The organism is Paenibacillus sp. P3E (genome assembly GCF_001909045.1).
In the GTDB taxonomy this organism is placed as follows: Bacteria; Bacillota; Bacilli; order Paenibacillales; family Paenibacillaceae; genus Paenibacillus_AQ; species Paenibacillus_AQ helianthi.
On sequence record NZ_LVWH01000081.1, the window covers coordinates 1 to 22,293 of the forward strand.

Consider the following 22,293-nt stretch of genomic DNA (forward strand, 5'->3'; position numbering starts at 1 on the left):
CCTGAACCTGGGTGATACCTTCCACCTGGTAGGAATAAGTGACTTTCCCCACTTTGCTGGCTCCGGCTATCGGTGCAACCAAGGTTGATGGATCATTGGTGACAACAGTCGTTTTAATTTGTGGAGATACAGTTCCCTTCGGTACGATAAATGTTACTGGCGTTAAGGTATAGAGGTAAAAGAAACCTAGACCAACAACAACCCAAGGGAGGGCCCAGCATGACGGCCAAACAATTGAACAATACAATGACGGATACATCCGCTCAATTCACCGGTGAAGCAATGGTAAGAGATATCGTCCTTCAATTCCCCAAAGCAGCAGATTACTTCAAGGCACAGCGGATTGACTTTTGCTGCGGAGGCGCGAAGCCTTTGGCAGAGGCGGTAGCCGAAAAAGGGCTTGATACAGAGGCAGTACTTCAGGATCTGAACAAGCTGTATGCCGACCATCCGGTGCTGGAAGAAGATACGGCCTGGAACGAAGCGTCGTCAGAAGAGCTGGTTGATTACATTATCAACAAGCATCACAACTATTTGCGCGAAGAGCTGCCGCTCATCGCCCAGAATGTAACGAAGGTCTTCCGCGTCCATGGTGAGGATTCTCCGCACTTGGCTGAAGTGTACCGCTTGTTCCATACGCTGCGTGAGGAATTGCTGGAGCACACGGCCAAGGAAGAAGAAAGTGAATTCCCCAAAATGCTGGCTTATGATAAAAATCCAACCGCTGAAGGGTTGGCTGAGCTGCGCGGACTGCTAAGTACGCTGGAGGAGGAGCATGACGGGGCAGGAGATATTTTACGCGAGCTGCGGAGAGTTACAGGGGATTTCACCCCGCCTGAGCATGCTTGCACCACTTACCGTCTGACCTATGCCCGTCTTGAAGAACTGGAAGGCATGACCTTTGAGCATGTCCATCTGGAGAACAACATCCTTTTCCTGCGTTACCAATAGAAGATTAGCGGTTTTCACAAGTCCCTTCGGGGACTTTTTTTATGCTGGGACAAGGAGTATTTGAGAACGGCACCCGTTTACGTTATTCTTAAAAAAGACAATGTACATAATCAAGACATGTCTGAACAGCAGCGGAAGGCTGGAGTCAGGCGGGAGAAGGCGGTGCCGGGAATGTCCGCGAAGTGGGTGTGGCGTATTTTACTGGGAATAATGATAATTGCAACCTTAAGCGGCTGCTCATCGGTGCTTGGCACTCCAACAGATGGGAACGATGCCGCGGCTGGAAATGCCGGACCGGGCTTTTCGGTTCGGGTCGGTGACAGCGAGCTCGCTGGAAGCGCGGGCAGGCAGCTAAGTGAAGCCTATACAGATGGGGTGACGCTCATCGAGTTGCTCAAGAACAGTGGCGTAGCCACGTTTGCGGATGACGGGTACAAGATCCTGGCAGTCAACAAAGTATCTTTGAGTCCCGAGTGGAGTTGGGAGATTCAATTGAATGGCAAAAAAAATACGGATTGGAACAGCCGCGTTGACCGCGGGGACACTATCGTGGCTGAAGCCGTACCAGCAGCAAGCGGGGCAGAACTGCAGCCGGTCATTTTCACTGTTAACGGGGGTAGTGAGCAGCCGCAAATGACGCATTCTTACGTACTGCCGTATACCGAGGACCTGTCCGTACGGGGTGTATTGAAGACCAGCGGAATGGTGCAACTCTCCGAGGATAATAAGACGATAATCAGTATAATGGATTACAAGCCGCTCAGTAATGAGGCATGGATGCTGAAGGTCAATGGCAAGCAACTGCTGGACACCGGGATCGATATGAAGCTTAGACCACAGGATACTCTGGAGGTTGTGCTTGTGTTGCTCTAAATGAAGTACTATTTCGCCACATTCCTTAGGCTTACGTCAAGGAATATGGCGTTTTTTTGTGTCCCAAAAGAGTTAAGGAAGCGTGATTAAAATTATGTGAAATGCTTCACAATTGGTGTGACTGCAATCACAAATCCGCTTTAAATTTTAACAGTATAATTTCACTATCAGATCATGTTGTGTTGAAGTTCAGACGCATGAAGGAGGGTCATGACAGTGACAGTGGAGAGAGAAAAGCTAGTACTCATAGGTAACGGAATGGCAGGAGTAGGCACAATTGAGCAGATTTTGAAGCTTGGCGGCGCTTATGATATTACTGTGTTCGGAAGTGAGCCGCATCCCAATTACAATCGCATTATGCTGTCCTACGTTCTGGAAGGCAGCAAAACAATCGAAGACATTATCCTCAATGACCGCCAGTGGTATGCGGATCATCATATTACTTTGCATACAGGAACCACAGTTATCCGTATTGATGAAGCATCTCGGCAGATCATCACAGATAATGGGCTGTCGGTTGCCTATGACAAAGCGATCATTGCTACAGGCTCGAAATCGTTCATTCTGCCAGTACCGGGAAGCGACAAGGAGGGGGTAGTTGGCTTCCGTGATATCGCAGATTGTGATGCCATGCTTGCAGCAGCCAAGCAGTACCGCACGGCAGCAGTTATCGGGGGCGGACTCCTGGGACTGGAAGCGGCCAAAGGACTTGTGAATCTCGGCATGGACGTTACGGTTGTGCATCTGCTGGAAGATCTGATGGAGCGCCAGCTGGATCATACAGCTTCCTCCATGCTTCAGGCAGAACTGGCCCGCCAGGGCGTGAAGTTTGCCATGGGCAAGCAGACCGTTGAGCTGACCGGGGATGAACGTGTGAACGGACTTCGTTTCAGTGACGGATCGGAGCTGGCGGCGGATTTTGTAGTGATGGCTGTGGGAATTAAGCCGAATATACAGCTCGCCAGAGAAAGCGGCATTGCGGTAAACCGCGGGATTGTTGTCGATGACTATCTGCAAACCTCGATGCCAGATGTATATTCCGTAGGTGAATGTACAGAACACAGAGGAACTTGCTATGGTCTGGTTGCACCATTGTTCGAGCAAGGAATGGTGCTTGCCAAACATTTGTGCAACGTGCCGACTCAGCCTTATGAAGGTTCGGTTGTAGCCACCAAGCTAAAAATCTCTGGAGTAGATGTCTTCTCTGCCGGTGAGTTCACAGAAACCTCAGAGCACACCGTCATCTCAGCCAAAGATGAATGGAAGCGGACCTACAAGAAGATTCTGCTTAATAATAATATTATTGTCGGGGCAGTCCTCTTCGGCGATGTCACGGAATCGGCCAGTCTGCAGAAGCTGGTGAAGCAGGGTGCGGAAATGACCGAGGAGATTTATAGCGAAGTTATGGGCACGGGCTGCTGTGGCGGAGGCGGAGCGAAAAAAAGCTTATCGGTGGAAACGATGGCCGATGAAGAAATTGTCTGCGGCTGCAACGGTGTGACCAAGAAAGCCATTGTTGATGCCGTTACGGAGAATGGCTTCACCACCGTAGATGAGATCAAAGCCTGCACCGGGGCTACCCGTTCTTGCGGGGGCTGTAAGCCGGTCGTGGAGCAGATCCTGCAATTTGTCCTTGGGGACAGCTTCCAGCAAAGCGCCAAGCAGGGGATCTGCAACTGCACCACTCTAAGCAGAGATGAGATCGTAGCGGAAATTACCTCCAAAGGTCTGAAAACGACCAAAGAGGTCATGAATGTCCTGGACTGGAAACAAGCTGAGGGCTGCTCCAAATGTCGTCCGGCGGTGAACTATTATCTCGGTATGATCTATCCGGACACTCATGAGGATGAGAAGGAGTCGCGCTTCGTCAACGAACGGATGAGTGCGAATATTCAGAAGGATGGTACTTTTACGGTTGTACCTCGTATGTATGGCGGAGTCACGACACCGGAGGATTTGAAACGGATCGCCGACGTCTCCTTGAAATATGATGTTAAGGTTGTAAAGGTGACCGGCGGGCAGCGTCTGGACCTGATCGGTATCCGGAAAGAAGATGTGCCTAAGGTGTGGGAGGAGCTGGATATGCCATCCGGCTATGCCTACGCGAAATCACTGCGCACTGTGAAGACCTGTGTAGGTTCGCAGTTCTGCCGTTTTGGCACACAGGACTCCATGGGTATGGGAGCGCTGCTTGAACGCAAATACGAGCGGCTTGATTTTCCGGCCAAGTTCAAAATGGCAGTCAACGGCTGCCCGCGCAACTGTGCGGAATCCTGCACAAAAGATATTGGCATCGTCGGCAATGACGGCGGCTGGGAGATTTTCATTGGCGGTAACGGCGGGATCAAGCCGCGGATCGCGGATGCCTTCTGCAAGGTGAAAACCGATGAAGAACTGATTGAGGTCTGCTCCGCAGTTATGCAGTATTACCGTGAAACAGGGAACTACCTGGAACGGACCTCCGAGTGGGTGGAACGCATGGGACTTGAGCAGATTCAGCAGGTGATTCTGGAGAACGATGAGCAACGCAAGGAGCTTGCTGCACGGATTGATTTTGCCCTGGCACAGGTTTCTGATCCATGGAAAAAAATGCTGGATGACCAAGAGACACGTACCGCACTGTTTGAGCAGGCAAAAGTCTAACCTATACCGACTATGAGAGGAGAGAGCTCAATGCAAACCACTACACAAGAATATGCTGTAGGCACGGTGGAAGAATTCCTGCTGCAGATTGGCCGGGTTGTCACCACCGGTGAGACTGAACTAGCCATTTTCCGTACCTCGGATGGGGCCGTCTATGCCCTGGAGAATCGCAGTCCGCATCCCAAAGGCGGTCCGCTGGCTGAGGGGATCGTCTCCGGCTACTATCTGTACGATCCGCTGTACGACTGGAAAATCGATCTGCGCAGCGGCGAAGTTCAGTCCCCGGACCACGGGAAGGTAAAGGTCTATCCGGTTATACTGGACGGCGGTATGGTAAAGGTCAGCCTGTAGAAAGTCTGGATGAATAAACAATTTTAAAGGAGAATGGCGGGGTGGACGTGTGTTTACGCAAAGTGTAGAGAACATCGTGGAGACAGCAGTGGCCAAACGTGACAAGATGAATGAAAGTCTGCCGAAATACTTTCTTGCCGCACTGCTGGCCGGAGCCTATGTAGGTATTGGTATTATTCTGATCTTTTCACTCGGGGCGCCACTGGCGGCGGTTAAATCTCCTTTTCAGCCGCTGATTATGGGGATGTCCTTCGGGATTGCCCTGACGCTGGTAGTCTTCGCCGGCTCGGAGCTGTTCACCGGGAACAATATGTTTTTTACCGTAAGTACACTTGCGGGAAGAACCAGCGTATGGGATACAGCGAAGAATTGGGTCCTCGTATTTATCGGAAATGTTGCCGGTGCAGTGGTTCTGGCATTGCTGATCCGGGGCACAGGATTGTTTACAGCGGCTCCGGCAGAACATCTGATTTTTACCGCAGCCGCCAAAAAAATGAGCCTGCCGTTCTCTGAGCTGTTCTTCCGCGGTATTCTCTGTAACTGGCTGGTCTGCCTGGCACTGTGGATGTCCTCCCGCGCCAAAAGCGAGACTGCCAAGCTGGTGCTGATCTGGTGGTGTCTGTTCGCCTTCATCGCGAGCGGCTATGAGCACAGTGTAGCGAATATGACGCTGCTAAGCGTAGCGGTGCTGCTGCCAAACCATCCTGAGACGGTTACTATAGCCGGATGGCTGCACAACATGATTCCGGTCACCTTAGGCAATATTATCGGCGGTGGCGTGTTTGTTGGCATGGCGTACTGGATGATCTCCCCGGTGCGGGCAGCACGGACTGGTGTTATCAATAAGACGAAAAAGCAAGTCAGCTAGTCCTTGCAGAGCCCTGTGGTCAATTGACTGCAGGGCTTTTTTGCATAATGCGTGCCCAGAGGCACGCATTATTTATATGGTGAAAGTCCAACCAAAGGAGGTGCCAAACCACCTTTGTACGGTTGCCTTGTTGCAAATGGGCAGAATACGCTAATCCTTGAAGGAATATACGCTTAACTTTACGAATAAATCAAATATAGAAATTTATAGGAGGAATACAATGGGGTTTATTCTTATTTCGCTAATAGCAATAGGTATATGCCTGGCTGGTTTAGTTTTATATTATTTTGTTCTCCCGAGTAAGGACTTCATTTCGACCAATGAAATTCCGAATTCGTATGTTATCCAATCCTCGAATAGGATGGACATTCAGCATAATTATGAATGCGCTGCATTATCAAGCGCATACATCATGAGACATTCTGGGATGGAGTCGGATGGCAACAAGCTCTATAAAGATTACCCTAGAAAGTTATATGATGGAATAATTACGCCTAAGGGCATTCTCTTGTTCTTTAAGAAGCTTGGGTATGACGCTTTTTTTTGCTCAGGGAATGTTGATACCTTAAAGAAACAATACGTATATCGTGATACGCAAGAAGTAGATAGATCACTGATGCCGGGTGCAGTCTTATGTTAAGCTGTGAAATTGAAAAGAACCTGGGAGTGAATCCGTGATGAAGAGCTTTAATCATTTTGGGGTATACGGAATTTGTGTGAATGACGGGAAACTGCTGGTCATACGTAAAGGAAGAGGCCCTTATACCGGAAGGTTTGATTTGCCTGGGGGCAGACTGGAGGAGAATGAGTCCCTGCTGGGAGGATTGGTAAGGGAGTTTATGGAGGAGACTGGGCTTACAGTGACGGTGGAACACAATCTGGGGACGTTGGATTGGTTTGTCCGCTATCAGGAGGATACCTATACCCACATGCACCATATAGCCGCTCTCTATACCGTAGGAATTGCCAGTGATGCAGTAGCTTCAGGGATTAAGGAGTTTGCTGAACAGGATTCGCTGGGAACGGAGTGGGTGGAGTTGCCGGCAATTACACTGAATTCGGCTTCGCCAGTGACGGTAGCGGCGGCTGCATGGGTGAGAGAAGGCTGTTTGCCAACGGAGGTTGGATTTTTTGATGACTGGGAGGTGAAAAGTCTGCCTTCAACATGAAAAAAAGACGCCGGACAAGGCGCCTTTGACCACTCTATTAATTGATGCAGCATTTCCGGGTCATATATGTTTCATTGAGGTGAATAGAGGGTATTAGTATTAGGAAATTAAATGCGGCAAATTTCGTTAGGACACAATTCACAGTGGCAGATGTCTTGAAGCATCGTAAGATCCTTGATGACGATCATGCCATTCTCATATTCCACTGCATCTTTTTTACGCAGATCGCTCAGCATCCGGTTGACGCTCTCACGGGTTGCGCCTATCATGTTGGAGAGATCCGTATGCGTAATTTTTTTGTTGATCAGAATGCTGTCCCCGGTCTTCTCACCGTAAGTATTGCCCAGTCGAATCAGCGTGGAGCAGAGAGCACCAGGCTTGCCGTACATCATCAGATCACGGAATTTCGTCTGTGTGAGACGGTGGTGGATACCCATCCATTTCATAAAGTCGATGGCAAAATCACAATGCTGGCAGATCAGAATCTCCAGATCCTTCTGCTCGATAACGCCAACTTCACTTTCTTCAATCACTTCGGCAGTGAAGCTGTGCTTGGTGCTGAAGAAGGGATCAGCCTGACCTACCATGTCGCCGGCCTGATACATATACAGAATAAGTTCTTTGCCTTCGTCAGTTGATTTGGTTAGTTTCACACGTCCACGTTTGATATAAAACAATTTATCCGAGAAGTCGCCTTCCCAGAACAAATGAGAGCCCTCAGGTACCATACGCTCTTTCATTGTAACCAGAAGCCGGTTAAAGTTCTGTTCGGAGAAACAGTTTGTATTGCCGTGGGCTTCGATAACATTATAATGTTCCTTTATCATAATCGACATCCCCTTTATTCCCTCAGTTTTTCAGTAAATTTTAAATTAATTATACATTGAAATCCCTCTTTATGGGTGGAAATTTTCGTGAAAAAGTGTCGAATTTTTAACATTGTGATAATTTTCACTTCAAAGGTGTGAGATTTAATATGATTTTAACCTGAACAAGGAATTGAAGTCTTAAATAAGCACTATATTATAGCAGCGGTCCCCTATTATGCACAGATAATGGGAGAAGCTGCTATTTTTCTTTTTTTGCAAGGTTGATTTTTTCAGCTTTTCTGATCATAACGCAATCTGCAGGTTTTTTTCAACTCCGTAATAATGCACATAACTCTGTTATCGGCTGACATTGGCCTTTCTTCCCCTCAGAGCTACGCTGGATGTGAGGGTCTGGCGGTTTCTTCACGGAACTGGTGGACACAACCCGGAGAAGGAGAATTCAAACAATGGCAAAGGTAGCAGACAAATATCTGAAGGTCGACCCATGGGCCGTCATCGAGGAAGGCTTCGACCCGCAGCGGAACCGGACCTCGGAGTCGATTTTTTCGGTAGGGAACGAGTATATGGGGGTACGCGGTTACGCCGAGGAGGGCTATAGCGGGGATTCCCTGCTGGGCAGTTATTTCAGCGGCCTGCATGAGCAGCAGGAGATTGGTAATCATTACAAGGGAATGATCCGTTCGTTGCGCTATATGGTAAATGCGGTGGACTGGCTGCATACGCGCCTTATGGTAGATGGTGAACAGCTGGATCTGGCCCGCAGCAAAATTACGGACTACAGCCGCAGGCTGGATTTTCGCACAGGTACTTATCGCCGGGAGTTGATCTGGCTGCTGGATAGCGGCAAGAGATTACGGCTTACGTTTATCAGATTGGTTAGTATGACGCATGCTCATCTGGGCCTCCAGCAGGTTAGGTTTGAGCCGCTGAATTTCTCGGGTGATGTGGAGATTTGTACCGGGCTTGATTTTGGCATCATCCATGAGGAACGCGGTCAGAGTATGTGGAGAAGTCTGCGCAGCGGAGTAGAAGGTAATGTGAGTGCAATTATGGCCAGTACCTTGAACACGGGCAATAAGCTGTTTTCCGGCTTTGTCCTGCACTCTTCCCAAGAACTGCACACTGAAAAGGTAGAACGTGACCGCTATATCGGGCAGGCGTTTAAGCTGCAATTAACACAAGGGGGAATGGCTTCTTATACGAAGCTTGCTGTCCATTGTATAGATATTGATGCTTCCCGTAAGGAAGACGAACTCTGGCGCGAAGGGCTCAGGCTGGCAGCGGGTGCCTCGGAACTAAATGAAGCAGAGATATTTGCTGCTCAATCCGCTTACTGGACTGAAATATGGGAGACCAGTGACATCCTGATTGAAGGTGATCCGGAGAACCAGCAGGGGATCCGCTTCTGTATTTTTCAGCTGTATCAGACGTATCATGGCGATCATCCCGGTTATAATATCGGAGCCAAAGGGCTGACAGGCGAAGCCTACCGGGGGCTGGCTTTCTGGGATACGGAGTCGTACTGCCTACCATTCTATATATTCAACAACCCTAAGGCGGCCAAAAGCCTGCTGGAATTCCGCTACAAAACACTTCCGGAAGCAATGGACCGCGCGCGGGAGGTCGATTGTGAAGGGGCCTTTTATCCGATTGCCACGATCAATGGGACGGAAAGCTGCGACCTGTGGCAGCATTCCAACCTCCAGCTTCATGTTGGTACGGCTGTTTCCTACGGTATTTGGCATTATGTGAAGAATACAGGTGACAGAGCATTTTTGTACAGTAAAGGCGCTGAAATGCTGATTCAGATCAGCCGTTTCTATGCTACGCGCGGACAGTGGGGGCAGCGCAGTGGGGAATATGGCTATTTTGGCGTGATGGGGCCTGATGAATTCCAGCTGATGGTAAATAATAACTGCTACATTAATCTCATGGCGAAGAAATTATTCGAGTTTACGCTGGAGACGATTGCCGAAATGGAGACACTGGTGCCGGACGCCTATACTGCACTATTGAAGAAAACGGGACTCATACCGGAGGAATTAGCCGATTGGGGAAACAAGGCCGGACATATGAGGATACCTCATGACCAAGTCACGGGAGTGTATGAGGAGCATGACGGGTATTTTGATATGCCGTACATCGATATTCATTCGATTCCGGTAACCGATTTTCCGCTGTATTCGAACTGGTCCTATGACCGGTTGTACCGCTATGACATGATTAAGCAGCCAGACGTGCTGATGTTTATGTTCTTATATAATGGGGAGTTCTCCCGGGAAGCCAAGCTGGCCAATTACGAATATTATGAGCCGAGATGCATCCATGAATCCTCGCTATCACCTTCGATACACTCCATTCTGGCCAGCGAGATCGGCAAATATGAGGAAGCCTATCATTTCTTTGAGTTCGCAACCCGGCTGGATCTGGACAACTATAACCGGAATACACGGGAAGGTCTGCACACCACTTCCATTGCCGCAGCCTGGATGAATATTGTGTATGGTTTTGGTGGCATGCGGTCGGACGGGGAATGTCTTTCTTTCCGGCCAACCTTACCGAAGCGCTGGACCTCTTATCACTTCCGGGTAAAGTATGCGGGTGTGCTGCTGAGAATTGAAGTGGACAGAAATCATGTATGCTTCACAGCGCTACGCGGTGGAAGAGCAAACATCATGGTTTATGGACAGCAAATCATAGTAGATGCTACAGGAACGAAGCTTCCGCTAGGCGGGGGAATGATGACATGATGAACTGGACGGCTTCCTATTGAGCTTCGGTAAGGCCCGGATCATCCCGAATTTGCTGAATCTGCTGATTTCATCGTGACAGGATTGCATGAACTGTAAGACCTTGATAGACTTGTTGAAGGGAAAGAAAGCGATTTCCTGAATGAATCTATCCTATTGAAAGAAAGCTTGAGGGATGAAGATGGAAACATTATTGTTATGGCCGGAGGGGGCACCCGGAGCACTGGGAACAAGTGATGAGGATTGTCCGGGAATTACACCTTATCTGGTGGAGGGTAAAGAGAATGCCGCTGTGATCGTCTGTCCGGGCGGCGCCTACGCCATGCGGGCGGATCATGAAGGCGGACCGGTTGCAGAATGGCTGAACACCCTGGGAATATCAGCCTTTGTGCTGCGTTACCGGGTAGCGCCTTATGGTTATCCCCATGCACTGCATGATGCTCAGCGTGCGCTCCGCACGATCCGTTACCGTGCAGATGAGTTTGGAATTGATCCCGGCAGATTAGGTATCCTGGGATTTTCGGCAGGCGGACACTTAGCTTCTGCTGCCGGTGTTCTATTCGATGCCGGGGATGAAGCTGCTTCAGAGCCTCTGGACCGCCAGTCCAGCCGCCCGGATCTGCTAATCCTCTGTTATCCGGTAATATCCATGGCAGAAGGTGTGACCCACCAGGGCTCAAAAGAAAATCAGCTGGGAAGTAATCCGGATCCGGAGCTGGCTGAACGGCTCAGCAGTGAGCTTCAGGTAACGGCAGCAACACCGCCTGCCTTTCTGTGGCATACCTCGGATGATGGGGCAGTGCCGGTGGAGAACAGCCTGCAATTCGCCGCTGCGTTAAGCCGCCATCATATTCCGTTTGATCTTCATGTATACGCACATGGCGAGCATGGACTTGGCCTGGCTGACGATGAGTCTCATACCCGAGGTTGGACAGAGGCATGCGCCTCTTGGCTTGCCTTGAATGGATATTGCAAGTAGCAGGATAAGAAGCCTTTCATGAGCCGTTCGGTTCTATGGGAGGCTTCTTCTGTTTCTACATCTCCCTATTAATTAACAGAAATCAACTATACCGCTGGAAGAAGATTCAATATAATGGGAAAAGATAGTTTGCAAATGACGGACGGATTTGACAGGGTTTATTTTGCCTTTTTTGCTGCTGTGTTCTATCCTCATGTATCAATAATGAGATTGTACTACTCCATTAGAAAGGAGAAAATGAATGATTGAAATGCTTGCTGCAAGAATAGCTGGATCGCTAAAACGCTCTGTACCGGATCATCCATCATCTGTTGAAGTTTTTACATTTGCCATTTCCATGATGCTCAATCTGTTTTTTATTGTCGCCGCGACACTGGGTATATCTCTGCATACCGGACGGACTGGAGAGATAGCCACTATTCTGATCTCGTTCGCACTTCTTCGCCAGTTGACCGGAGGCTTGCATCTGAAATCCAATCTGCAATGCGTAGTAGTATCCACCATTCTTTTTACAGGCATTTCCCTGATTGCGGTGGGACAGATGTGGATCATTACGGCAACAATGGCAGCTGTCCTTATCATCTTTTTTATAGCTCCGGTCGGTATTAGTCAGCAGTCAACAATTCCCTCCAAATATTATCCTTACATGAAACTGGCTGCGATGCTGCTTGTCGCCTCCAACTTTCTATTTTTGTCTCCGGCCCTGGCATTAAGCTTTTTGGCCCAGAGCATTACACTGGTGCTGGGAAAAGTAGTGAGATCATAAATCTGGCTGCAAATGTAGATCCGTCAACGGTTTCGGTAACGGATAACTGCACGATTGCCTATCATCGTTACAGACTTGTTGAACAAGAACTGACCCGAATAGATCCAAACATCATCGTTGCCAGATGATCATGCAAGGGGACTGTCTGATGACAGTTCCTTTTTTGTTTCCCTGCCGCGCTAAACCCTACAAATTTTTCGGTTTTCTGGGTTTGGGAACTGTGGCGATGAAGACGCGGAGTGGAGGTTTGGAGCTGGAGAAACGCCAGTGGTCGCCTTTATCCCCGGATTTCTACAACCAGTGGTGTAGTTTCAATCAGGGAATCGAGGGATAACAGCGATCGTAAGCCCAAACGCTCCGCGCAGCGTCGCCCCTATCACCACTGCTTCCCCCTGCAAACCGGGAAAATTGCATATAAATGAACATCATTTCCTTTGAAATAAACCTGTGTAAGCGCTTATCTGTTTGATATATTATTGAAACTGGAGGTGTATCCAGATGTTGTCTGCTTTTATCAAGCCAATCGTTAGGCTTAACGTCAAGCAGCAGCTGATCCTGCTGTTTCTAATTATGATCTCGCCCATCCTGATCCTTAACAGCTACGGTAATTACAAGGCTGAGGAAATCCTGAAGCGTCATGTGACGAATGCTTATGTGGAGCTGAACAAACAGAATTTTGCGATTATTAACAGAGATATAGATACAGTGAACAAAATCACCACCACGATCATCCAGAATCCGATTCTGCAGCAGCTGCATGTAAGCGGCGACGAACCTGTACTGGACCGGGTGGAGCGCTATGAAACGATAGAAAAGCTGCTCGGCAGCTATTCGCAGGGAGCTGAACGCGGCGATGGAATTTATTACTCGCTGTACGTGTATGACCCCGATAATTATTATTTTTTCGCCCCTAATTTTCCACAGGTGAAGAAGGCGGGGGTCTATTTTTTCTCCAAGGGAGAGAAGCCATACTGGTTTGACCAGGTGGTTCAGCAGAAGGGTCAGGGCTATTTAATGTTCACGGAGAAGCTGAGTCCGCAGGCAGAGAATCTGAAGACGCTGACTTACGTCCGTGCGGTCAATAACATTTACAGGGGGGCGGGTACCGTCGGCGTGCTGGTTGTCACTAAGATGGAATCCAAAATCGGCGAGTCCCTGAAATCCATTTCATTGCCCGAAGGTGAAATCTATTTAACCGATATGAACAACCGTGTGCTGGCTTCTACCACCAATGCCACAGGGGAAGTTATCGGCCTGCCGGAGGGGGCTGATCCCGGTGATCCCGAAGGAACCGAGGATATGATCACGGATGACTTTATCTATGTGGTGAACAACAATCATGCCTTCGCCCAGAAGCTGATCTACAAGGTCCCGGTACAAGCGCTGCTCCAGCAGCAGAAGGAAATGAAGCGGGTGATTCAATACATAACGGTTGCCTACGCGCTCTTCGGATTGATTATCATCACTTATTTCTGGCGCTCTCTAATGACTCCTCTTCAGAAGCTGGCTTTTTTTGTGCGCAAATACGAGCCGGGCAACCGTGTGCCGGAGACGCCGCAAAGAGGGACGAATGATGAAGTCAGTGTGCTCATTGCTTCCACCTATGATATGGCCCGCAGGCTGAACAGTCTTATTATGTACAAATACCAGATGGAGCTGAAGCAGAAGGAATCACAGCTGCAGCTGCTTTATCAGCAGATCAATCCGCATTTGCTGTATAACACTCTGGAGAGCATCTATTGGAAAAGCTCGCTGGAAGGCAATGTGGAATCCGCGGAAATGATCAAGGAGCTGTCCAAGCTGATGAAGATCAGCTTAAGCCGGGGCCGGGAACTGATTACGCTGGAGGAGGAGCGGGAGCATGCCAGCGCCTACATCAAGCTGCAGCAGCACCGGTATGATTATGTGTTCACCGTCATCTGGAACATTGCCCCGGAGACCAAGGTCAATCTCATTCCCAAAATCACCCTTCAGCCCCTCATCGAAAATGCGATCATCCACGGAGTCAAAAATATGGATGAGGACGGAGAGATCATCATCACCTCGATTCTACAAGAGGATACCATTCTAATTACTATAGAAGATAATGGCTACAAACAGGTGGATTACAAGGCCATTGAGCAAGTGCTGAATGATGAGAGCCCCCATCCGGTCAGCGGATACGGCATCCGTAACATCAATCAGCGTGTGCATCTGCATTTTGGCCCGCATTATGGGATCAGCTATGCGCCTCGCAAGTGTGGAGGGACCGTCGTAACGGTTAAACTTCCGAAATCGGAGAATCAAGAATGAAAGGTGGCCTCCTATATGTTCAATATTTTGGTTGTAGACGATGAACCGTTGATTTGCAAAGGGCTCAGCAGTCTGCTGGCCTCCTCGGGGCTGGAGATCGATCGTATTTATACCGCGAACAGCGGTTTTGAAGCGCTGGACTGTATCCGCATGGAGGAGGTGGATCTGCTGGTGACCGATATCCAGATGGGAGCAATGAGCGGGATTGAGCTGATGCAGCATGCGAAGCTGGCCAAACCGTGGGTGCAGACGATCATCATTTCTGCGCATGAGACGTTTCAATATGCTCAGATGGCTGTCCGCCTGGGGGCGAAGGATTATTTGATCAAGCCGCTGAACAGCGAGCATTTTCTGGATTCCGTTCGGAGTGTGCTACTCAAAATGGATAAGCCTTCGCCGGAGCTTGCGATCTTCATGGCCGGAATCGGGAAGAGTTTTCGTTTGGAGGAGCCGCTGCCTGAATACAGCAAGCTGCTGAATACGCTGATTCAAGAGCCAAGCTCAGTGCTAGACGATGAGGAGACGCTGCGGAAGCTGGATGAACTGAAGCTGCGGGGTCCTTTTTTCTCCGTAATCAAGATTAAGCTGCCACTGCCAGAGGAGAATAAAATGCAGCAGTACACCTCCCGCGACCGGGAGCTACTGCGTTATGCCGCACTTAATATTGCCAAGGAGCTGCTTGATCAGGAATGGAGCACCGTAGCCTTTTATTCTCCTGAGGAAGAGATCACCGTCGTTATCCAGTGGGATGAGAAAAATTATGAGGAGTCGGCAACAGGCCAGATCAACCGGCTGGATGTGCTTGGGCGCAGTCTGCATTTGAATATCCACAAGTATCTGTACCTGAACGCCGTGATCGGCATCAGCCAGATCCTCAAAGGGCTGTCATTTATGGATGTGCTGAACCGTCAGGCCGCAAAGGCTATTCAGTGGAACAAGGAACACTCGGATCATTTTGTATTTTATTATGGAGATTTCAACTGGAGCAGCTATGCCGCCGACCCGTCACCCGAGGACATCTATACGCACAGTAACCTGATTGTGCAGAAGGCCAAGGCGTATATCGACGAGAATTATGCCCAGAAAGGCTTAACGATCCATGAGGTGGCCAAAAAAAACCACGTAAGCCCCAACTACCTAAGCTATCTTTTCAAAAAAAACACAGGCCATAACCTATGGGAATACGTGATCAAGCTGCGGATGGAGGAGAGCCGGGAGATGATTCTGAGTACGGATTTGCGCCGTTACGAGATCGCGGAGCGGGTCGGGTATGAATCGCCGGAGCATTTCAGCAAGATTTTCAAAAAATATTATGGTATCAGTCCCAGCGAACTGAAGAAGTAAGAACGCTTACGATTGCGGTAGATATAGACATGTTCAGTCTCCGGCTCCTTTTTTACAATTAATGTAGACAGTACTTGATGAAGTGCTGACAGACGAAAGGAATGAGGGAGCCAGATGAACCACACTGCTGCAATCCGCGAGACGATACCGGTGAAGCCTGAGCGTAAACCGTACAAACAGAACCGGTGGAAAAAAAATTTTTGGGGATATATGTTTCTTGTGCCTGCCATCGTTATTTTTATTTTGTTCATGTGGGTTCCCATATTTAAAGGCTTTATGTACAGCTTCTATTCCGTGGACTTCGTGAAGGGCAATACCTTTGTTGGCTTCGACAATTATTCCAGAGCGCTTACGGACCCGGATGTGCTGATTGCCTTGAAGAACACCCTCTATTACATGGTGCTCTGTCTCGTGATCGGTTTTTGGGTACCGATTGCCTTTGCGGTCGCTATTTCCGAGCTGCGGAAGTTCGGCGGCATGGTGCGCGTGGCTGCTTATCTGCCATTTGTATTGCCGGCTGTAGTACTGTATGGCCTGTGGAGATGGCTGTATGATCCGGTCGGACCGATTAACGCTTTACTGGGCACGATAGGAGCGGATCAAATCCCGTTTCTGACGGACAGCAGGTGGTCCATGATCTCACTTGTCTTTATGGAAACCTGGCAGCAGTTCGGGTCGGGGATGCTGATCTATCTGGCCGCTGTGCTTAGTATTCCTCGTGACTGGTATGAAGCTGCTGAAATTGACGGTGCTGGCGTGTGGGCACGTATCCGTCATATTACATTGCCGTCTTTGCGTAACCTCATTATCCTAATGCTGATCCTGCAGATTATTGCCACCTCGCAAGGATACCAGTCTCAGCTTGCTTTGCTTGATGGAGGGCCGAACAATACGACACTGACCTATGCGCTGCTGATTGTGAAGTATGCTTTTACCCGGCTCGATTATGGAACGGCGACGGCGCTCGGCATGCTGATGTTTGTGGTCCTGGGCGGTTTGGGCATTCTGCAGTTCAGGCTGAACAAGGAGGACAACTAGCATGAAGAGCGCGGACAGAGGCATCCTCTCCGAACATGATTTGAAAAAAACAAGCAATAAATTCGTCTACGGAATTATGGTCTTCTTCATCCTGGTCATGGTCTTCACCATGCTCTATCCGATCCTGATGACGATGTTCAATGGGCTAAAATCCAACGCTGAGGTCAATTCATTCCCGCCGCATTTTTTTCCGCAGGAGTGGCATTTCAGCAATTTGAAGGATGCGTTGAATTATATTGATCTGCTGATGTTCCTCAGGAACACATTGTATATTTTCGTGGGGAATATGGTCGTGACGCTGATTGTGCTGGGCCTGGCGTCCTTCAGCATTTCACGGATGAACGTACCGTACCGCAAGGTCTTCTACTTCTTCTTCCTGATGACTTTGTTTATCCCGGCGACCAGCTACATGATTCCGAACTTTGTGAATCTCAAGGAGCTTGGACTGCTGAACCAATATGCGGCGTTCTGGTTGCCAGCGGGGGCTAACACGTTCTACTTTCTGCTCCTGAAGAACTTTTTTGACGGAATTCATCCGGAGATTTTTGAAGCTGCGCGGATAGACGGGGCCTCGGAGCCCCGCAGCTTTTTTTCGATTGCGGTCCCGCTGTCCATTCCCATATTTGCCACACTGGCGATCTTCATCTTCTCTACCGCCTGGAATGACTGGTTCTGGCCATCCCTTGTCATGCACTCTGAAGATAAATACACACTCGCCACAGCGATTTATAAATATGTTATCGCCGTTAAGGCGCTCAATACCAATATCAAGTTCGCAATTCTTTTTCTGGTCTCTCTACCGCCGATTCTCGTGTTCCTGGTGTTCCAGAAATTCATTATGCGCGGTGTGTCTTTGTCGGCAGTCAAGGGGTAGGAGAGAACGGGGCCTAGCTGCTTAGATCGTATACCTGCACCTGAAAGGAATATAAATACACCTCGTTTGGTAACGAATTCTCTCTTAAGATAAATCTGTAAGCTAACTATGAGTGGAAAAGGGGAGTTTCAATGCGTAAATTTTCCAGCGTCCTGGCCTGTCTGCTTGTGACAGGATCGTTGTTATCCGCCTGTGGAGGCAATAATAACAACAATAGCACCAAGGGAACCAATGGTGGAGAAGCATCACCAGCGGCAACAGACAAAGCCGCAGACAACAGCAGCGCAGCTACCAACGCACCGGCAGATGATATTACCCAGCGAAAAGTAACCATTAAGATCCACTATCCTACACCGGACTTGACAGAGGTACGGGCCCAGGAGGATGACAAGATCAAGAGGTTCCAGGCGGAATATCCGAATGTAGAGATCGTCAAGGACGACTGGCAGTACAATGTAAGCGAAATCGGGGTGAAAATGGCAGCGAACGAAGCTCCGACCTTCTTCAATACGTATGCAACAGAAGCCAAATTTCTGGTTGAAAAGGGCTGGGTTGCAGACATAACCGATCTCTGGAATAAATACGAGTACAAAGATCAGATCAATCCCGTGCTGCAGAACCAGTTCATTATTGACGGCAAGGTCTACGGCATCACCCAGAAAGGCTATGTCACCACTACGATGATCAATAAGAAGATGCTCGACGGCAAGGGCGTGGCTGTTCCGGCCATGGACTGGACCTGGGATGACATGCTGAATACCGCCAAAGGAGTGGCTGACCCTAAAAAAGGCATCTCTGGTATTGCTCCAATGGGCAAAGGCAATGAAGCAGGCTGGAACTGGACCAACTTCCTGTTCGAAGCCGGCGGAGAAATCCAGAAGATTGACGGTGGCAAGGTTGTGGCTACCTTTAACTCTGATGCAGGTGTGAAGGCGCTGGACTTCTATAAGAAGCTGAGATGGGAAGCAAACGCTATTCCTCAGGACTGGGCACTGGGCTGGGGTGACGCTGTTGGCGCATTTCAGCAGGGACGCACAGCGATGGTTATGGCCGGTTCGGACGGTGTGATTGAGCAAGCCCTGAACCAGGGAGGGTTGAAACCGGAGGATGTGCTTACTTATCCAATGCCTGCTGCGGAAAAGGGCGGCAAGCATACGGGCGTGCTCGGCGGCGACTATCTGGTCATCAACCCGAACGCTACCAAAGATGAGCAGGAGATGGCTTTCCGCTACATTACTTTCGATTACTTCTCTGACAAAGGTCTTGAGGCACTGGATGCCATTCTGCAACAACGCAAAGCTGACGGCAAATACTTTATCCCGCCGCTTCTGGACTACTATGCCGCTGATTCTGAATTTGGCAAAAAAACCAAAGCAGTCTATGACAAGTACGATATTGTCTATCAATATAACCCGGATATTATGGTATTGCTGGATGGAAAGCCTGAAGCGCAATATAATACGCAGGACTATTATGCAACCATGTCCAATGTGATCCAGGAGCTCTTCTCCAAAAAAGGCACAGATTCCAAAACCCAGCTTGACGCTGCAGCCAAGACCGTACAGGAGAAATTCTTTGATACGATTAAGGTAGAGTAGCGCAGGGGGGATAAGGGGATATATGTAAATAGTACTGTCACTAAAAGGCCGGGAGACTTCCTGGTCTTTTTTGTTATTCTAATAGAGGCAAAGTATCAGAAAAGTTTTTTATAGTGAAGCATGTCAAGTGAAAAAATTCACGTTCTCATAAACGACAAAAATTAAGCGGTATTTAAACATAAAATGGGATATATTCCGGAATATGATCGAATGAAAGCGCTTTGAAAACAAATCAAAAAAAACTTTATACTTTGTGAAAGATTTCACTATACAACCCGTGGCAGAATGTGATAAGATAAGTGTGTAGAGAAAAACAACCTAAAAATTGACAGGAGGACGAGGGAGATGGCAGTTAAGAACGAAGTCGCCGCCCAAGTGAAACAAACCACCGCTGAAGAGTATATTCAGACTTTGGTGGATAAAGCAAAGAAAGCTCAAGAAGCTTACATGGAGCTGGATCAAGAGCAGGTTAACACAATCGTTCATGCAATGGCGTTGGCAGGACTCGACAAGCATATGTACTTGGCAAAGCTGGCTGTAGAAGAAACAGGCCGCGGCGTATATGAAGACAAAATCACGAAGAACATCTTCGCAACAGAATATATCTGGCACGGCATTAAGTATGACAAAACAGTAGGTGTAGTAGAAGACAATCAATACGAAAGTTTCCAGAAGATTGCTGAACCAGTCGGGATCGTTATGGGGATCACACCGGTAACCAACCCAACATCCACTACGATGTTTAAAGCATTGATCGCCGCTAAGACACGTAACCCTATTATATTCGGTTTCCATCCATCTGCGCAAGAGTGTAGCGCCGCAGCAGCCAAAATTCTCCATGACGCAGCTGTAAAAGCTGGTGCTCCTGAGAACTGCATTCAGTGGATTGAGCTTCCTACGATGGACAAAACAAACGCACTGATGAACAATCCGGACGTTGCACTGATCCTGGCAACAGGCGGTTCAGCAATGGTAAAAGCAGCTTACAGCTGCGGTAAACCGGCTCTTGGCGTAGGTCCTGGTAACGTGCCTGCCTTCATTGAAAAGAGTGCTGATATCGATCAGGCAGTAACCGACCTTATCCTTTCCAAAACATTCGACAATGGTATGATCTGCGCTTCCGAACAAGCAGTTATCATTGAAGAAGCAATCTTTGACCAAGTGAAGAAGAAAATGATCGCTAACGGTTGCTACTTTGTAAATAAAGAAGAAGCTGCCAAGCTGACAAGCGGCGCAATGAACGTAGAAAAATGCGCAGTAAACCCTGCAATTGTAGGTCAATCCGCAGTGAAAATTGCTGAAATGTGCGGAATTCAAGTTCCTGCAGGCACGAAGATTCTGGTAGCTGAGCTTGAAGGCGTAGGCACCAAATATCCGCTGTCCGCTGAAAAATTGAGCCCGGTTCTTGCTTGCTACAAAGTTAAAAATGCAGACCAGGGTATCGAACGCGCAGCACAGATTGTTGAATTTGGCGGTATGGGCCACAGCTCGGCCATCCACTCCAACAACGAAGAAGTGATCATGAAGTTCTCGCACCGTCTGAAAACAGGACGTATTCTTGTCAATTCGCCTTCCACACATGGCGCAATCGGCGATATCTACAATACGAATATCCCTTCACTGACTCTGGGCTGCGGATCTTACGGCCGCAACTCTGTATCGCAGAACGTAACTGCCATCAATCTGATCAACGTGAAAAGGGTGAACCGTCGTACCGTGAATATGCAATGGTTTAAAGTACCTGACAAAATTTACTTCGAAAAGGGATCCACTCAATACCTGGCTAAAATGCCTGACATCACACGGGTAGCTATCATCACTGACCCAATGATGGTTAAACTGGGCTATGTAGAAAGAGTTGAGCACTACCTGCGTCAACGCCAGACTCCAGTAGCGATCGAAGTGTTCTCTGAAGTTGAACCAGATCCATCGACTACTACTGTAGAAAAAGGTACTGCAATGATGAACAGATTCCAACCAGACTGCATCATCGCACTCGGTGGCGGTTCCCCTATGGATGCTGCCAAAGGCATGTGGTTGTTCTACGAACACCCAGACGCTGACTTTAACGGCCTGAAACAGAAATTCATGGATATCCGCAAACGCGTATACAAATTCCCTAAGCTTGGAAACAAAGCGAAATTCGTAGCGATTCCAACTACTTCGGGTACTGGTTCGGAAGTAACTTCTTTCGCGGTTATTACTGACAAAACAACTGCCAACAACACTAAATACCCATTGGCTGATTATGAGCTGACTCCAGACGTAGCTATCATTGATCCTGAGTTTGTATACAGCTTGCCAAAAACAGCTGTAGCTGATACAGGTATGGACGTATTGACTCATGCCATCGAAGCTTACGTTTCCGTAATGGCAAGTGACTACTCGGACGGTTTGGCTATCAAAGCTATCCAATTGGTATTCCAATACCTTGAAAAATCGGCATTGCAAGGCGACAAGCTTGCCCGCGAAAAAATGCACAACGCATCTACGCTGGCTGGTATGGCATTTGCCAACGCATTCCTGGGTATCAACCACAGCTTGGCCCACAAATGGGGCGGACAGTATCACACCGCTCACGGCCGTACCAATGCAATTTTGATGCCACACGTTATCCGCTACAACGCTAAAAAACCTACAAAGTTCGCTTCGTTCCCTAAATATTCGCACTTTGTAGCTGACGAACGTTATGCCGAAATCGCACGTATTCTGGGATTGCCAGCACGCACTACTGAAGAAGGTGTAACAAGCCTGATCAACGCGATCCGCGACATGAACAAAAAACTCGGTATTGAAGAGTCGTTCCAAGCGCTTGGCTTCGATCCTAAGGATTTCGAATCCCGTGTAGACTACTTGGCTGACCGTGCATTTGAAGACCAATGCACAACTGCCAATCCTAAGCTGCCACTGGTTTCTGAACTTGCTGATGTATATCGGAATGCTTTCTATGGCAGATTCGATAACTAA

17 protein-coding genes are annotated in these 22,293 nt (G+C 48.6%); 16 read left to right on the forward strand and 1 reads right to left on the reverse strand.

Features of this window, described 5'->3' with window-relative positions:
- Nucleotides 1-219 precede the first annotated feature (219 nt).
- The 6 genes from ric (at nt 220) to A3842_RS08340 (ending at nt 6,855) form a co-directional block, all read left to right on the forward strand.
- Entirely contained in the window at nt 220-951 is a 732-nt protein-coding gene (gene ric / locus A3842_RS08310; RefSeq protein WP_143186207.1) for an iron-sulfur cluster repair di-iron protein, read from the forward strand.
- 117 nt (nt 952-1,068) lie between these two features.
- Nucleotides 1,069-1,824: a hypothetical protein gene (locus A3842_RS08315; RefSeq protein ID WP_143186208.1), complete on the forward strand. Its 756-nt coding sequence runs from the start codon at nt 1,069-1,071 to the stop codon at nt 1,822-1,824.
- A 210-nt stretch (nt 1,825-2,034) separates the two neighbouring features.
- Entirely contained in the window at nt 2,035-4,467 is a 2,433-nt protein-coding gene (gene nirB, locus A3842_RS08320; RefSeq protein WP_074101059.1) for a nitrite reductase large subunit NirB, read from the forward strand.
- A gap of 30 nt (nt 4,468-4,497) precedes the next feature.
- The gene (gene nirD, locus A3842_RS08325) at nt 4,498-4,818 is read left to right on the forward strand and encodes a nitrite reductase small subunit NirD (protein ID WP_074101060.1); all 321 of its coding nucleotides are present in this window, start codon (nt 4,498-4,500) and stop codon (nt 4,816-4,818) included.
- A gap of 49 nt (nt 4,819-4,867) precedes the next feature.
- Nucleotides 4,868-5,686, forward strand: a complete 819-nt coding sequence (locus A3842_RS08330; protein ID WP_074085330.1) for a formate/nitrite transporter family protein — start codon at nt 4,868-4,870, stop codon at nt 5,684-5,686.
- Between the two features lie 677 nt (nt 5,687-6,363).
- On the forward strand, nt 6,364-6,855 hold the full coding sequence (locus tag A3842_RS08340; RefSeq protein WP_074085328.1) for an NUDIX hydrolase: 492 nt from the start codon (nt 6,364-6,366) through the stop codon (nt 6,853-6,855).
- Nucleotides 6,856-6,962: 107 nt separating this feature from the next.
- Here the strand turns inward: A3842_RS08340 and A3842_RS08345 are convergent, their stop codons facing one another.
- Nucleotides 6,963-7,682, reverse strand: coding sequence for a Crp/Fnr family transcriptional regulator (locus A3842_RS08345; protein WP_371915990.1), 720 nt, complete (start codon nt 7,680-7,682; stop codon nt 6,963-6,965).
- 449 nt (nt 7,683-8,131) lie between these two features.
- Here A3842_RS08345 and A3842_RS08350 point away from each other — a divergent pair, with 449 nt between their 5' ends.
- The 10 genes from A3842_RS08350 (at nt 8,132) to adhE (ending at nt 22,293) form a co-directional block, all read left to right on the forward strand.
- Nucleotides 8,132-10,435: a glycoside hydrolase family 65 protein gene (locus A3842_RS08350; protein ID WP_074101062.1), complete on the forward strand. Its 2,304-nt coding sequence runs from the start codon at nt 8,132-8,134 to the stop codon at nt 10,433-10,435.
- 181 nt (nt 10,436-10,616) lie between these two features.
- Complete coding sequence (locus A3842_RS08355) at nt 10,617-11,414, forward strand: alpha/beta hydrolase (protein ID WP_074101107.1); 798 nt, start codon at nt 10,617-10,619, stop codon at nt 11,412-11,414.
- A gap of 241 nt (nt 11,415-11,655) precedes the next feature.
- Entirely contained in the window at nt 11,656-12,180 is a 525-nt protein-coding gene (locus A3842_RS08360) for an accessory gene regulator ArgB-like protein (protein ID WP_074101063.1), read from the forward strand.
- 148 nt (nt 12,181-12,328) lie between these two features.
- Nucleotides 12,329-12,514 carry a hypothetical protein gene (locus A3842_RS08365; protein ID WP_074101064.1) on the forward strand — a complete coding sequence of 62 codons (186 nt, stop codon included), beginning with the start codon at nt 12,329-12,331 and terminating at the stop codon, nt 12,512-12,514.
- Between the two features lie 164 nt (nt 12,515-12,678).
- A complete protein-coding gene (locus tag A3842_RS08370) occupies nt 12,679-14,472 on the forward strand; it encodes a cache domain-containing sensor histidine kinase (RefSeq protein ID WP_074101065.1) in 1,794 nt (597 codons plus the stop codon).
- Nucleotides 14,473-14,487: 15 nt separating this feature from the next.
- The gene (locus tag A3842_RS08375) at nt 14,488-15,816 is read left to right on the forward strand and encodes a response regulator (RefSeq protein ID WP_074101066.1); all 1,329 of its coding nucleotides are present in this window, start codon (nt 14,488-14,490) and stop codon (nt 15,814-15,816) included.
- Between the two features lie 114 nt (nt 15,817-15,930).
- Nucleotides 15,931-16,854: a carbohydrate ABC transporter permease gene (locus A3842_RS08380; protein WP_074101067.1), complete on the forward strand. Its 924-nt coding sequence runs from the start codon at nt 15,931-15,933 to the stop codon at nt 16,852-16,854.
- Nucleotide 16,855: 1 nt separating this feature from the next.
- Entirely contained in the window at nt 16,856-17,728 is an 873-nt protein-coding gene (locus A3842_RS08385) for a carbohydrate ABC transporter permease (protein WP_074085322.1), read from the forward strand.
- Between the two features lie 131 nt (nt 17,729-17,859).
- Nucleotides 17,860-19,326, forward strand: coding sequence for an ABC transporter substrate-binding protein (locus A3842_RS08390; RefSeq protein ID WP_074101068.1), 1,467 nt, complete (start codon nt 17,860-17,862; stop codon nt 19,324-19,326).
- A 345-nt stretch (nt 19,327-19,671) separates the two neighbouring features.
- Nucleotides 19,672-22,293: a bifunctional acetaldehyde-CoA/alcohol dehydrogenase gene (gene adhE, locus A3842_RS08395; protein ID WP_074085320.1), complete on the forward strand. Its 2,622-nt coding sequence runs from the start codon at nt 19,672-19,674 to the stop codon at nt 22,291-22,293.